This window comes from Gemella haemolysans (genome assembly GCF_012273215.1).
Classification (GTDB): Bacteria; Bacillota; Bacilli; order Staphylococcales; family Gemellaceae; genus Gemella; species Gemella haemolysans_A.
Map to the genome: position 1 here is coordinate 1,168,677 of NZ_CP050965.1, position 14,528 is coordinate 1,183,204.

Genomic DNA, 14,528 nt, shown 5'->3' on the forward strand with positions numbered 1-14,528 from the left:
ATCAAGTTTCCCTTATAAATCCACTACTTTTAATTCTTGTAATATAGAGTTATATATCTATTTGAGTTTTTTCAAATTTGTCTAGAGCTTGTAAATATCCATCTGTTCCTGTTACATGCCATGCTAGACTAACATCTCTGAAATTATTCAGCCAATTTAACACTTTTCTTAATTTAACTGGATTATTAGCTAACATAGTTTGTGCCTTATTTTCTAATTCTGTTAGTCTACTATTAACAACAGCTTCATCAATATTACCATTTACTTTAGGTATTTCTATATAGGGTATTTTATTTTGATTATATAATCTCCATCCTGGACTCTTAATTGGATAATAATGATTATGATCCCCATGATTTACTATCATTTGTCCATCTTGTACTTGAATATGTTCAACAGTTGTATTCATACTACTTGCTAACGCCGTTATTTCTTTTTCAAAATCACCCTCCAAGTCTGAACTCATCACCGGAACAGTTATATCATTGAGTAAAAGACGCTTAACTGAACCGTTATAATTAAATACTAACGCATTATTATCAACTGAAATGTCACTAACATTTATCCCATAGAATAGAGCAATATAATTCTTTTTACTATCTAATGTTGCTTTATCTATAGTTGTTGTAGTTTCTGCTTTCTTAGCTAAAAACTCTTTTGCTTCTTCTAATTGCTTAGCTGATAATTCTGATTTTTTGACAAAGTGATTGTGATCTCCATGTTTTACAATATAGCCATCCCCTTCTTCACTCACTATATTGTTAACATCAAAGACAAATTTATGTTCTTCAACTTCATTATTATTATTATTTTCTTCTGAAGGATGCTCTGCTTCAGCATTAGAGTGTTCTGTAACTGAATCTTCTTTGTTAGTTATCTCAGCAGTTGGTGTTACTAAATTATCTTTAACTTGTTTTCTTATTTCGTTTAATTGTTTTTCTAATTCAATTTGTTTATTTCTACTTTGATCTACACTGTAAGACATATCAAGATAAATAATACGTGCTTTTTGTTTTAACTCATCAGCAACTTCTGGTGCTATTTTTTTCTCATCTTTTAGTTTCAATATCTCTTCTTGTAGTTTTTCTGCTTGTTCTGTAATATAATCAGCAGTTAAAGTATAATTCTCTTTTATATCCCCACCTTCAACTTTTTCAAAATTATTCATTATTCCTTTTGGAATATTTCCACCACTAGGAATTTCTAATTCTTCTTTCGGAATAGTATTGTGACTTATATCTAGATATTCTAACGTTTTATTTTTTTCTCTTAACGTTAATGATGCTACATAATTGTTTGACATTGTTAAGTATTTTAATGCTGTAAGATTATTAACATTTTCCATTGTTCTAATAACATTATTGCTAACTGTTAGATTAATCAGCTTTTCTTGTTTATTAGTTGGAAATTCACTTATCTTATTACCAGTAGCATCTAAATTTTCAAGTGCAGATAGTTTATGAACATTATTAATATCCTCTAGTTTATTATTTTTGATTTCTAAACTAGTAATTGTTTTGTTCTCAAAATCTAAACTATCAATTTTATTATTATTAACTTCTACACTTTCTAAAATTTTAGCATTTTTCAAATGAGATAATGTTGTTATTTTATTATCATTGGCTACTAATTTTTTCAATTTAGGTAGGTTAGATACAACACTTAAATCTCTTATATTAGTATTATTCACCGTCAACTGTTCTAAATTATCATTTTTAAGAGTCGCTAACTCTAAACCTCCATTACTAGATAAGAATAGACGCTCTAATTCATTTTTATTACTTAATGCATCTAACTTTGTAATATTATTATTTTCAAGACTAACTGCTCTTAGATGATTTAAATCTTTTAGAGCTGATATATCCTTAATTTTATTATTATCTAAATTTAACGACTCTAAATTAGTAAGATTTTTTAATACATCGATATTTTCAATGTTATTTCCTGCCGCAGAGACTAATTTTAAGTTTGGATAATCTTTTAAGAACGAAATATCCTGAATGTCATTTTCAGAAAAATCAATTCCTTCTAATGTTGGTATATTTTTTATAAATGAATAATCTTTAATACCTGTTCTTGACACGTATAATTGTTTTAATTTTTTAAATTTATAAACAGGTGTAATATCGTCGATAGATGTATACCCTATTCCAAGAACTTCTATATTCGGCATAAGTTCTAAACCATTTCGTTTAAGTGGATCTTTGTTTTGACCAATATTTAAATACTTAACAGTTTTTAACCACTCTTTCATTTTTTCTACATTTGATTCATGTGCAGGAAAATCAGTGTCTGCAGAAGCATGTTGAATATCATGGATAATATCATCATCAAACCCTAATTTTTTCAGCGTCTCAGCTCCTGAATTATTATGTGGATCTGCTAGAGGTTTAGATATGTCTATATCTTTAACTAATATAGTATGGCTATGATCTCCATGTGGATACACTAATGCTTTCCCTTCTGCTGTCTCTATTAATTTTATAGAACTTTTATCTATATTTAATTGTTTAGCAACATAGTCAATTTTTGCTTCAATTTCTTTTTCTTCAGTATTTTTTTCTTCTCTATGATTGTCATTTTCTACAGTATTTTCTGAAGAATTATTCGCTGTTTCAGTTTTATCAGTAGTAGAATTATTGCTTGTATTATTATTTATAGAATTGCTTTCTACATTAGCAGTACTATTCGAACTATTTGTCTTCGCACCTTCTTTGACGTTTATATCTTTTAATAACTCCGTTTTTCCATTGTAAGAAATTGCATCCCCATTTGGAGTAATAACATAGCTAAATTTATCTTTTCCTATATTATTCTTTTGAGAAAGATAATTAATTTTGTCATTAACTTCTTTTTCCAATTCAGCATACTCTTCTTTAGCCTTATTCAGATACTGATAAGGAATAAGTTTTTCCCACTTAGAATTTACCAATTGTTTATAAAATATAAAGTGTTGATGACCACTATGAGCCACAAGAAGACCTGTTGAAGTAGCCGTGGTTACACTATCATTGGATAATACAAACCCATCACTAGTTTTAAATTGAACTCCAGCGAATGATAAAACACTAGGTTTTACTTCTGTAACGTTATCTTTTTTATTATCTTCTTTATTCACTTCAGGTAAAGAAGGAGTAGGAATAACTGGAGTTGGTTTAACATTCTCCACAGGTTTATCCACATTATTTAAATTTGGTAAAACAGGATTAGGAACAACCGGAGTTGGTTTAACTACCTCAGCAGGTTTTTCTACTTTGTTTTTAGGAATATAGTGGAAGTGATCACCATGACGTACTGTATAACCATTTTCATCTTCACTTACAATATCTTTTGGATTAAATGTATAATTATCTTCTGTACTTGATGAATCTTTATGTAGCTCTTGTTTTTCGTTATTTGTTGTATTGTTTTTTGGAATATTCACAGCTGTTGTATTTGTAGTAGCTGCTGGAGCTTTAGTGTTATTTACTAAGTATTCCCATTTTGTACCTACTAATTGAGAATAAGGTATTATGTGTTGGTGACTACCGTGTTTAACTATAAATCCAAAACTGTTTTTTCCTATTATATCATTTTCACCTTTAAAGATATATCCATCACTTGTTGGAGTTGTTATTCCTACAGTCGATGCTGGTAATGAACTGTTAGTTTCTACTTTGCTTGCTTGTGATAATTGAGATCTTGATAGTTCACTTTTCTTAATATAGTGGAAATGATCTCCATGACGTACTACATAACCATCTGCAGTTTCACTTACAATATCTTTAGGATTAAATGTGTAGTGATCTCCACTCTCTTTAGATTCACTAGTTTCTCCATGATGATGGTGATGTGCATGAGCTGAAATTTCTTTAGCAGTTTTCTCATCGACAATATTACTTTGGTTTATACCTTCTTTTGGATAGTAGTAATATTTACCATTAACTTTTATAACATAACCTTCCGCAAGTTCATATTGAATATCTTCATCTTTCAATTTATAATCCTTATTTTTATAAACTAATGAATCAAGAATTTTAGCGTTATAAGGTACTAATCCTTTTTCATAGTGACTGTGATCTCCGTGAAGTGTCACGTATCCATCGTCAGTGATTTCACTAACGACAATAGAACTAACTTTGTCTGAGTAATTAATTTTCTTTGCTTGTGCTGTATTTTGTACTAGTGATGTTGTTTGGAATGTTTGTTGTTTTCCGTATTCATAACCAGCGAAGGCTGATAGTCCGATTACAAGTGAACCACAGGCACTAGTAATAATAATATTCTTTTTATTCATACATATTCTCCTTAAATATTTAATTCGCAACAATTCCGTTTTATTATAACATAGTGTTTCGGATTTGTAAATAGGAATCTTTACGGTTAATATGCGTAATTACTCTCAACTAAAAAATTTATACTTCTATAAAATTAAAAATAAAGAGTAACAATCAATTTCTAAATCGTTACTCTTTATAGTATCTTAATTATTCTTTTGTTCTCTTCTTATTAATATTGCTGCTAAGATTAACATAACTCCAACTACTTCTAAAGCTAAAGTTTTTATACCAGTTTTTGGTAATGAAGAGACTTTATTCACATTATCTATTTTTTTAGTTAATGTTTCTGGTAATTCTTCCTTCTTAACATCTACAGCTCTTTCGGGAATAATCACCTGTGCTCTTTCTTCAAGATTTTTTGCACCAATTTTTATTCGTTCTACAATTGTAAATTTACTAAAATGGTTAATATTAAACTGTAATTCTCCTTCTGAATATTTACTATTAACTTTTTCAAGAGAGATATCATTCGTAATATGATAAACTTCTAATTCAGTATTATCCTTCTTAGTTATTGCTATTTTTACCGTTCGTTCCTCGTTACTGTCTACCTTTTTATCATCTTTTTCAAAGTGGATTTCGAACGTTTCTATAACTTTATAATCATTACCTAACTTATTTTCAATAGATTTATTTAACTTATTATCATTTAAAGATTCAACATATAATTTATCAGCTGAGATACTTCCTTTTTTATATTCTACTCTTAGATCATGGCCTGATAAATTTGCAACTAACAAATCTTTATTAGGAGTCTTGTTTACATCATGATATTTTTCATTATCCGACATTGCTGGGAACTTATTATCATCATCTTGTTTTACTGGAGTTTTATCTTCTTTCGGTTCTACCAATGGTTTTCTGTCTGGTTCAATAGATGGTTTTTTATCTGGCATAACTGATGGTTTTTCTATTGGCTTTTTTTCTGGTTTCACAGGTGGTTTTCTTACCGGTTTTTCCGCTGGTTTACCTTCCGGTTTCACAGGTGGTTTTCTAACTGGTTTATCAGTCGGCTTCACCGGTGGTTTATTTCCTGATTTTTCTGGTATATTCTCTGGTGGAATAGGTTCAACATCTGGTCGAACACCGTTCTCATCAATTATTACTTTATTATCAGCTGAAATATTAGTATTTGCTGCTGCATTTGTCGTATCAATTTCCCCAGCACTTAACCCAATAATAATACTTGTAACACCGACTATTACTTTTCTAATAGAATATCTATATCTATTTCTCTTCACTTCTATTCTCCTAAAATGATTATAAAATCTATTTAAACTTTCTAACTATTATATTATACATTACCATTTTCATCAAGTAAAAGTCATAAAAAAAGTTTGATTAGAATTCAAATTACTAATCAAACTTTTTTTATTTTTATCTAGATAAAAATGAGAAAAATCCACTTATAATAGCAACATTAAAGAAGTCAATAAATAATGCTCCTACTATTGGCATTACAAAGAATGCTATATGTGAGTGTTTATATTTATCACAAACACTTTGCATATTCGCAATACCGTTTGGTGTTGCTCCAAGTCCAAATCCAACGTGTCCTGCAGATAATACAGCAGCATCATAATTTCCACCCATTACTCTAAATGTAACGAAGTAGATAAATACCCATGCTAATACTGCTTGAGCTAATAATAAAGCAGCAAGTTGTCCTGCGACACTACTTAGTTCCCATAGTTTTAAACTTATCATAGCCATTCCTAAGAATAGATTTAATGAAACATCCTCTAAAATATGAATTTCTTCATAGTGTAAATCAAACTTGCTTGTATGGTCTGTTACATTTCTTAAAATTGCCGCTACAATCATCGGCCCAATATAGTTCGGGAAGTTTAAAAAATGATTTAAAAATGTTGATACATAACTACCGATAAACATTGAAAGTAAAATTAAGAAAAATGCTTTAGCGAAATTCTCACCATCTAATTTCTTAACATCATTATTGAATAAAAATTCATCGTTATGTACTTTTTCATTTTCAACTTCTTCAGCTAATACTTTTAACTTTTTACCATTAATTAGTCTGTTTGCTAATGGTCCTCCAAGACTAGATCCTGCAATCAAACCAAAAGTTGCTGCCGCAATAGCAACACTCTTGGCACCTGTGTGGCCCAATTCCTCAACGATTGGTGCCATCGCAGCCGCAGTCCCATGTCCACCTGTCATTGCAGTCGAACCTGTTAATAATGCTATTAGCGGATCTATTCCAGTTGCATATCCAATTCCTACCGCTACAATGTTTTGAAGAACTACTAAAATTATTGCCATTAATAAGAACATAACAACTTTTCTTCCACCAACTTTTAGTAATCTCCAACTTGCATTAAATCCTATACTTGTAAAGAATACTGTCATAAAGAAACTTTGTAAAGTATTATCAAACTCAAAAATTACTAAGTTTGTTTGTCTTAAGACTAAATTTAATATTGCAAATAAGAATCCTCCGATAACTGGCGATGGTATACAATATGTTTCAAAGAATTTAACTCTACTTCTCAGAAATCTTCCAATAATTAATATTACAACAGCCAATCCTACTGTTTGTATCATATCCATTTTTATATTAAACATATTATCATCCTTTCTATATTTACGTTATATTTTCTAACATATTGTTATAAACTTTATATTTAGAAAGTACATTTTATAAATTTTAATTTTTGAAAAATTTTCAATGTAAATTTGCAAAGTATTATAATTTAATATATTAATATTACACTTTATTTTAATTTTTTTCAAGATTACGTTAGATTTTATTACATTTTAATAACTAACAGTTTTAAAATAAATAAACAGAACGATTAGTTTTAAACAATTTTTAAAATTATTTTTTACAAATTCATTCTGTTTATTATTTTTCAGATTTAATAGTAATCTGAATATAGTTAGAATTAATATGAAGCTAGTATTCTTTTAAACCGCGCTTCATAATTAGAATATTGGTTTTAAAAATTCTGACCAAGTCTCATAATTTTCTTCTGATTTTGCTTCTTCTGCTGACATCCACTTGATAACAAGTGTATCATCTTCTTTTACTTCCACTTTAGTTTTATCAACTTTACACTCATAGATAACACCTACATGGACTTGACCTACTTCTGTTTTATCATCATTTATCAACCCTATAAAGTGTAGATTATTTAATGCCTCTTCTTCAGAAACTCCTACTTCTTCATTCAACTCTCTAGCAGCGTTGATTTTTAACATTTCAAAAATTGTTTTTCCTTCAACCTCGTTCATATGTCCACCAATACCAACAGAAGCTTTACCGTGAAGTCTTGCTTCACCTCCACCTACTAGGCGTTTATATACTAATACATCATTAGTATTCGAATCTTTTAATAGTACGTACCCGATTAATTGTTTATAACTTGGATCTTCTTCCATATCTCCACGACGTTTTACTTCATATAATTCGAATGTATCAATAATTTTTTTTGTTTTTTCATCATTTTTTTCTATAAAACCATAGAAATGATTTTCCTCATTATTAAATAATTCTTTTCTATTTACAACTAAAATTTGTTCATCCCACTTGCTCATCATTTTTTATCCTTTCTCTTTATTTTGCTTGGTATGTTCCTTCTCTTAATTCTTTAGCTATTTTCGCTATTTTTCTAAATCTATGATTAAGACCCGATTTCGATAATTTTCCATCTTCAATCATTTCTGCTATTTCTTTTAATGGATACTCTGGATACTTAAGTCTTGCTTCAGCAACAACTCGAAGTTTCTCATCGATATTATCTAACCCTATTCTTTCCTCAATTATATTAATATCCTCAACCTGCTTCGCAGAGGCATTAACAGTCTTATTCATATTCGCCATGTCGCAATTTTGCATTCTATTTACAGAGTTATTTATATCTCTAACAATTCTTTCATCTTCAAATTGGAACAAAGCTTGAAAAGCTCCTACCAAATTAATAAATTCAGCTATTTTCTCAGATTCCTTAATATAAACAATGAATCCTTTTTTTCTTTCAAGGCTTCTTGCATTCAATTTATAACTATTTAATAGTTCATTTAATTCTCTATTGTGTTCCTCATAAGATGAGAAAATCTCCATATGATAACTAGATGTACGAGGGTTATTTATCGAACCACCTGCTAAAAATGCACCACGTAAATACGCTCGTTTTTTCTCATCCGTATCTATTAATTCTTTAGCAATATCTATTCTCATTGTGTAATTATCATTTAGAATGTAAAGATCAGTCAATATTTCTTTCACATTTTGATCTAAACGACAAATATATACATTATTTTTCTTTAACTTTAATTTTTTACGTACAGAAATATTCACATGTACATCATAAAAATACTTAATTAAAGAAAACATTCTTCGTGCTATTGAGGCATTCTCAGTTTGAAAACTTAAGCTTAACCTACCATTCGATATATTTAATACACCGTTCATTTTTATAAGAGCAGATAACTCAGATAAAAATTCTCTATCTTTTGTTATCTCTATTAAAGTCAACTCTTTTTTCATATCTGAAGCGTATGACATAAATTCCCTCCTATCTTCATTTTTCTATAACCTATATATTTTATCATGATAATAGTAAATTAACAAATTATTTGAGTTGAAAATATAGTTAACATAGTACATTTGCAAATGAATATGAGGCAAAAAAGAGTTAACATACAATGTACATTAACTCATCTTTTCTAATATTCTATTTTTATTAGACTCATTTACCTCTATACGTTCTTTTATACCTTGTTTATCAAAGAAAAGTACTTCGTCAGAGACTTGACATAAAAATTCATAATCGTGGGTAATTATAAATATCACTACATCATCTTTAGCTATTTGCTGGATCAAATAACTTAGTTCTATCATATTTACATAATCTAGTCCACTCGTTGGTTCATCAAATACTAAGATTTTTTTATTAGACAATAAAGCAGATGCTATCGCTACCCTTTGTTTTTCTCCTCCAGATAATGTATTAGGATGACGATTTAAAAATTTCCTAATATTTAATTTATCTACTACTTCATCAAATAACTCTAAATTCTCACTACCTAACTTAATCTCCTTTTCAACAAGGTTAGTAAATAATTGATAATTCACATCTTGCATTACTTGGAATGTACTACGTATTAAATCTTTTTTATTAAGATTTTTTCCATTAAGTGTAACTTTATGTTTAGATTTATGTAGTCCACTTAGAGCATTAGCAAAAGTAGTCTTTCCGCATCCATTAGCACCAATTATAGAATAAATTTTTGATGAAGAAAAACTCTCATTTTTTAAATAAACTTGATGATTATGGACTTCATAATCTAGTTGCTCAATATATAAATAATTCTCTTTATTCTTTCTAGGTTCTTTCCTACCAAGCTCTACTTTTGATAAATCTATTTGTCTAGTTTGACACGCTCTACTATCAAAATCAGAAAGCTGTTCTTTTGTAACTTCGTGAACTAGTCTACCATCTTTAATAATATACATTCTATCGATTAAATTCTTTAAATAGTAAATTCTATGCTCAGCTACAATTATTGTCTTTCCTTTATTTTTCAATGCTTCTATTATTGAAGATATTAGTTTTATAGATTTTAAATCTAGATTACTAGTAATTTCATCAAGAACATAAACATCAGCATCAAGCATCATACTTGCCATAAAAGCCAGTTTTTGTTTTTCGCCACCACTTAATTCTAAGACGTTTCTATCCAATAGATAATCAGCAGCAAACTCATTTACTACTTCATCAATTCTATTTTGAATTTCAGGTTTAGAATAACCATAATTTTCCATACTAAAAGCTAGTTCGCTAGTAGAGTCTAAATTGAAAAACTGATTCTTAGGATTTTGAAATACACTTCCTACTACTTTAGAGAAATCTTTTAATCTATCTCCTATACTTAGATGTGCAACTTTAAATTCTCCACTAAAACCACCATCAAAAAATTCAGGAGCTAGACCATTTAATACCCTCATAATTGTTGTTTTTCCACAGCCACTTGCTCCCGTAAACAGAATACATTCACCTTTTTTAATTTCTAGTGACAAATCTTCAATATTTAATTTTTTAGATTCAACATATTTGTAATTAAAATTTTTAAATGTTATCAACTTATCACCTCATAAACATAATAAAACAAAAAATTATAGTAACAGCTACCATGACCAAATAATCAATCTTGTTAAATTTTAATTCAATATAACTAGTTGGTTTTTCTTCATTATCTATACCACGGCACAAACACGAAACAGAAAGTTCATTAGCAATATTTGTACTTATAATTACATAAGGAACAAATATATATTCAAAAAATTTAAATGGATGAAGTAAGTAGTAACCTCTACTTACTCCAATCCCCTTCATTTTTAACGAATTCTTTATTAGTTTGTAGTCAGTAAGTAATACAGGGAAAAATCTGTATAAAACTGCAAGAACTATTATCATTTTCTTTGGTAATCTAATACTTCTTAAAAAACATATCAATTCAGATACTTTTGAACTACTAACTAACGCCATACCCGCACATAATGGGAAATATAACGTTTTAAACATTAGTGCAGTTAGTAATAAAAAGCTATCAACAACTTGAAGCGTTACGGTATGAGCAAAGAAAACTTCATATGCTGTAAAGAAAAGATATATCCCGAAAAATCTAATCATTCTTTTAAAGTTAGAACTTATACCTAAGTATATTGAAAAACAAAGTGCAATAACTAAATGCATGCTAATTGACATCATTTTAAACATTAAAATATTAGCAATGATCAATATAAAAATCTTAGTTCTTATATCTAACTTCAACATACTATATACCTGCTTTATTGAAATTCTTGAAATATAATTTTCTTCCAAGGTATGTTCCAATAATTGAGAAAATAATCGTAAAGATAACTATAAAAATAAATGTCTTCATATCAGAAGAACTCATAACTAAGTTAATTTTTTCTTGAGAATAATTTCTATTTTGAAGATGTTTTACATATGCATCTTTCATAAAGAACATTGGTAATATTAATCCGATATTTCCTAAATTAAAGAATAAGTATGATAAATATTCATTTCCATATCTAAATGCAATCTCCGCTAAAACAGCCGCTCCAATTAGAACAACACCACCTACAACAGAGTGCCCTGATACAGTCATAAAAATACCAATAATTGCTATCATTATAAATATAGCCATATTTTTATTGATTTTATTAAAAATTAAACTATATACACTTCCACAAACTAGAGCAGCTGTAATAGAAGTATAGGTAGCAAAATAGACTTTTCCGCCAAATATCAAGGATGTTAAAAGTGTAGAAATTCCAATTCCCACAGCCATTACAAGAATTAATAAAATAGTATAAAGTCCTAAAGTAATTAAATCTTTAATCTGTAAATTTTTATTTTCTTCTTTATTTATATATTTTAATTCTGTCATCTATTACCCCACTATAATTTCTTCAGTGCATCTAGAGCATTGTTATAGTTTGGCTCTTCACCGATTTCCTCTAACACTTCTTTATAGCGAATAACTCCTTGTTCATCAAGAACAAATACAGCTCGTGATAATAAACCTAATTCTTCAATTAATAATCCATTGTTGTTTTCAAAATCACGATATTTATAGTCAGAAACAGTAATTGCATTGTTAATTTCTTTATCAGCACAGAATCTTCCTAATGCAAATGGTAAGTCTTTTGATACTGTGATTACTACTGTATCAGTTAAATCCCCTACTGCTTTATTAAAGTTAATAGTTTGTAAAGCACATACTCCTGTGTCTACTGATGGGAATGTGTTGACAATTACTTTTTTCCCTTTATAATCTGATAATTCAAACTCTGATAATGTTTTAGTAACAGCTCTAAAATTCGGGAAAACTTCCCCTAAGTTTAGCTTGTCTTCAATAGTAACTGGTGTTCCTTTAAAGCTTATTGTTTTCTTCATAATTAATACCTCTTTTTATTATAATTTATATTGATAAAACTATCTACAACTAATGATAACATATTTCAATTAGAGTTAAAAGTTTTTTACATAATTTAATATGATTTTAAGCGTTTTTTATGTAGTTTTGTTATTATTTTATGATATAATAGAATGGAATATTGTTTGAAAGGATTATTTTTATGTCAAAAGAAGAAAAAGATATAGTAGTTAAAAATGATACTACAGACACGACTGAAGAAAAAGATAACTCTACATCTTTTTTTGGTCGTTTTAAAAAACAAGTTAAGACTCTTAATTTTAAAAATAATGAATCTAAGGAAAATAGTAATTCCCATATTGATGAATCCGCTATTGAAAAAGAACTTCGAGAAAAAGAAAAAGAAGTAAAAAAACAAGAACAAGAATTAAAAAAACGAGCTTTAGAGCTAGAAAAAGCTAAAAAACAATTTGAAGAACAACAACGTAAAATAGAAGAAGAGAAGAAGAAAAATGAACTTGCTCGTGCTGAAAAAGAAAGACTTGAAAAAGAACGTATTGCTCGTGAAAAAGAATTAGAACGTCAACGCATCGAAAAAGAAAAAGCTGAAAAACGTGAACAAGAACGTCTTGAAAAAGAACGTATCGCTCGTGAAAAAGAATTAGAACGTCAACGCATCGAAAAAGAAAAAGCTGAAAAACGTGAACAAGAACGTCTTGAAAAAGAACGTATCGCTCGTGAAAAAGAATTAGAACGTCAACGCATCGAAAAAGAAAAAGCTGAAAAACGTGAACAAGAACGTCTTGAAAAAGAACGTATCGCTCGCGAAAAAGAATTAGAGCGTCAACGTATAGAAAAAGAAAAAGCTGAACAAAGAGAAAAAGAGCGCCTTGAAAAAGAACGTATCGAAAAAGAACAAGAAGAAAAAAGAAAAAGAGAATTTAGACGAAAAGAAAAAGAATTTAAGTTATCAGAAGATAAGAAAAAATTAGAGCTATTACAAAAAGAAAATGAGATGAGAGAACACGAAAACACTCTTCTATCATTACAAACTTCATTAATTTCTCTAGAAGATAAAATAGAAGAAAAGAAACTTACTATCTCTACTCTAAAAAATAGAAAAACTGATAAAGAGAAAATAATGCTAGAAGAAAAAAGACTTAGTGTTTTAAATTCTCAAAGACAAGTTGTGTTAAAAGATATTACAACTGAAAAAAAAGCCATAGAAAAAATTCAAAAAAATCTTGATATTGAATATAAACTAGATGGTCTTAAAAAGGAAATTCACAGTATCAAAAAAGAAGTTGTTAATGAAGATGAAACAGCATTTAAAGTTAAATATATTGACAATAAATCTAAAAATATATTCGTGGTATCTCTTCTAAGTATTAAAGCTTTCATTTCTAAATCTATTTTAAGAAATAAAGTTGAGAATTATGATAAAATACAAAAAGTATCCAAAAATATTAAGGTTAGAATCGCAACTTCAATAATTTTAGCATTATTATTATCAATTTGTTTCTTAGTTACTCTGAAATTCATTTCTTCTGCAAAAGAGCACTATGTAGGATTCGGTGAAACTAACAATAGTGCCGTCGATACTACAGACGAATTGAAAAAACAAAAAGAAGCTGAGGAAAAAGAAAAAATTCTTAAAGCGCAAGAACAAGCCAACGCCGTTCGTATAGATTCAGAAGCGCAAGATGAAGAAATAACTGCAAAATTAGCTGGAACATTCTCATCTTACTCATTCGACGTAGACCGTGAAGTTACAGTTAATAAAAAAATTCATGCATTTAAATCAGCTAGTTGGTCTGAACCTGGAGATGTAATTGAACCTGGAACAAAACTAACAGTAGATAAAATAGTCTCTCCAGCTGGATACATCATGTATCATATTTCATCAGGTAACTTACAAGGGCAATATATTACAGCAAATGAAAAATTTGTTTCTGTAGATAAGAAAAATGATCAACTTGAAAACTTTATCTCTCGTCCAGTAGCAATTAAATTCTTGACTACACAAAATATTTATTCAGACGAGTCTCTAAGCAGCGTCAGATCAACTTATGGTAATGGAGCCCAATTAAATATTACTGGTATTGGTATTTCTAAAAATAATAGATTAATATATCATGTAGCTGATGGATCTTTTGTACCTGTTAATCCAGTTCGTGTAACTGAAACAAACAGAGAAGCACCTAAACAAAAGAATAATGATAATAAAAATACTACTAATTCTCAAAATACCCAAAATCAAAACACTCAAAAAAGAACAACTAGATAATAAACTAATCC

The 14,528-nt window shown here is 28.7% G+C and carries 10 protein-coding genes; 1 reads left to right on the top strand and 9 read right to left on the bottom strand.

What is annotated here, in order from left to right; translation table 11 throughout:
* Positions 1-49 precede the first annotated feature (49 nt).
* The 9 genes from FOC48_RS05490 to tpx form a co-directional block, all read right to left on the bottom strand.
* Complete coding sequence (locus FOC48_RS05490; protein ID WP_003146985.1) at positions 50-4,276, bottom strand: pneumococcal-type histidine triad protein; 4,227 nt, start codon at positions 4,274-4,276, stop codon at positions 50-52.
* Between the two features lie 186 nt (positions 4,277-4,462).
* The gene (locus tag FOC48_RS05495; protein ID WP_003146986.1) at positions 4,463-5,560 is read right to left on the bottom strand and encodes a YSIRK-type signal peptide-containing protein; all 1,098 of its coding nucleotides are present in this window, start codon (positions 5,558-5,560) and stop codon (positions 4,463-4,465) included.
* Between the two features lie 136 nt (positions 5,561-5,696).
* Positions 5,697-6,905, bottom strand: coding sequence for a sodium/glutamate symporter (gene gltS / locus FOC48_RS05500; RefSeq protein ID WP_003146987.1), 1,209 nt, complete (start codon positions 6,903-6,905; stop codon positions 5,697-5,699).
* A gap of 360 nt (positions 6,906-7,265) precedes the next feature.
* The gene (locus FOC48_RS05505) at positions 7,266-7,877 is read right to left on the bottom strand and encodes an NUDIX domain-containing protein (protein ID WP_035466987.1); all 612 of its coding nucleotides are present in this window, start codon (positions 7,875-7,877) and stop codon (positions 7,266-7,268) included.
* Between the two features lie 19 nt (positions 7,878-7,896).
* On the bottom strand, positions 7,897-8,847 hold the full coding sequence (whiA, locus tag FOC48_RS05510; protein WP_003146989.1) for a DNA-binding protein WhiA: 951 nt from the start codon (positions 8,845-8,847) through the stop codon (positions 7,897-7,899).
* Positions 8,848-8,994: 147 nt separating this feature from the next.
* On the bottom strand, positions 8,995-10,425 hold the full coding sequence (locus FOC48_RS05515) for an ABC transporter ATP-binding protein (RefSeq protein ID WP_003146990.1): 1,431 nt from the start codon (positions 10,423-10,425) through the stop codon (positions 8,995-8,997).
* A gap of 4 nt (positions 10,426-10,429) precedes the next feature.
* Complete coding sequence (locus tag FOC48_RS05520) at positions 10,430-11,119, bottom strand: energy-coupling factor transporter transmembrane component T (protein ID WP_003146991.1); 690 nt, start codon at positions 11,117-11,119, stop codon at positions 10,430-10,432.
* Position 11,120: 1 nt separating this feature from the next.
* Positions 11,121-11,741: an MptD family putative ECF transporter S component gene (locus tag FOC48_RS05525; RefSeq protein WP_003146992.1), complete on the bottom strand. Its 621-nt coding sequence runs from the start codon at positions 11,739-11,741 to the stop codon at positions 11,121-11,123.
* Between the two features lie 11 nt (positions 11,742-11,752).
* A complete protein-coding gene (gene tpx / locus FOC48_RS05530; RefSeq protein ID WP_003146993.1) occupies positions 11,753-12,250 on the bottom strand; it encodes a thiol peroxidase in 498 nt (165 codons plus the stop codon).
* 182 nt (positions 12,251-12,432) lie between these two features.
* Here tpx and FOC48_RS05535 point away from each other — a divergent pair, with 182 nt between their 5' ends.
* Complete coding sequence (locus tag FOC48_RS05535) at positions 12,433-14,517, top strand: DUF5776 domain-containing protein (RefSeq protein ID WP_172497886.1); 2,085 nt, start codon at positions 12,433-12,435, stop codon at positions 14,515-14,517.
* Positions 14,518-14,528 lie beyond the last annotated feature (11 nt).

Bases quoted from the DNA above. Each gene is read 5' to 3' on its own strand.
- gltS (WP_003146987.1), bottom strand. From the start codon at position 6,905: ATGTTTAATATAAAAATGGATATGATACAAACAGTAGGATTGGCTGTT.
- FOC48_RS05520 (WP_003146991.1), bottom strand. From the start codon at position 11,119: ATGTTGAAGTTAGATATAAGAACTAAGATTTTTATATTGATCATTGCT.
- FOC48_RS05535 (WP_172497886.1), top strand. From the start codon at position 12,433: ATGTCAAAAGAAGAAAAAGATATAGTAGTTAAAAATGATACTACAGAC.
- FOC48_RS05505 (WP_035466987.1), bottom strand. From the start codon at position 7,877: ATGAGCAAGTGGGATGAACAAATTTTAGTTGTAAATAGAAAAGAATTA.
- tpx (WP_003146993.1), bottom strand. From the start codon at position 12,250: ATGAAGAAAACAATAAGCTTTAAAGGAACACCAGTTACTATTGAAGAC.
- FOC48_RS05490 (WP_003146985.1), bottom strand. From the start codon at position 4,276: ATGAATAAAAAGAATATTATTATTACTAGTGCCTGTGGTTCACTTGTA.
- FOC48_RS05525 (WP_003146992.1), bottom strand. From the start codon at position 11,741: ATGACAGAATTAAAATATATAAATAAAGAAGAAAATAAAAATTTACAG.
- whiA (WP_003146989.1), bottom strand. From the start codon at position 8,847: ATGTCATACGCTTCAGATATGAAAAAAGAGTTGACTTTAATAGAGATA.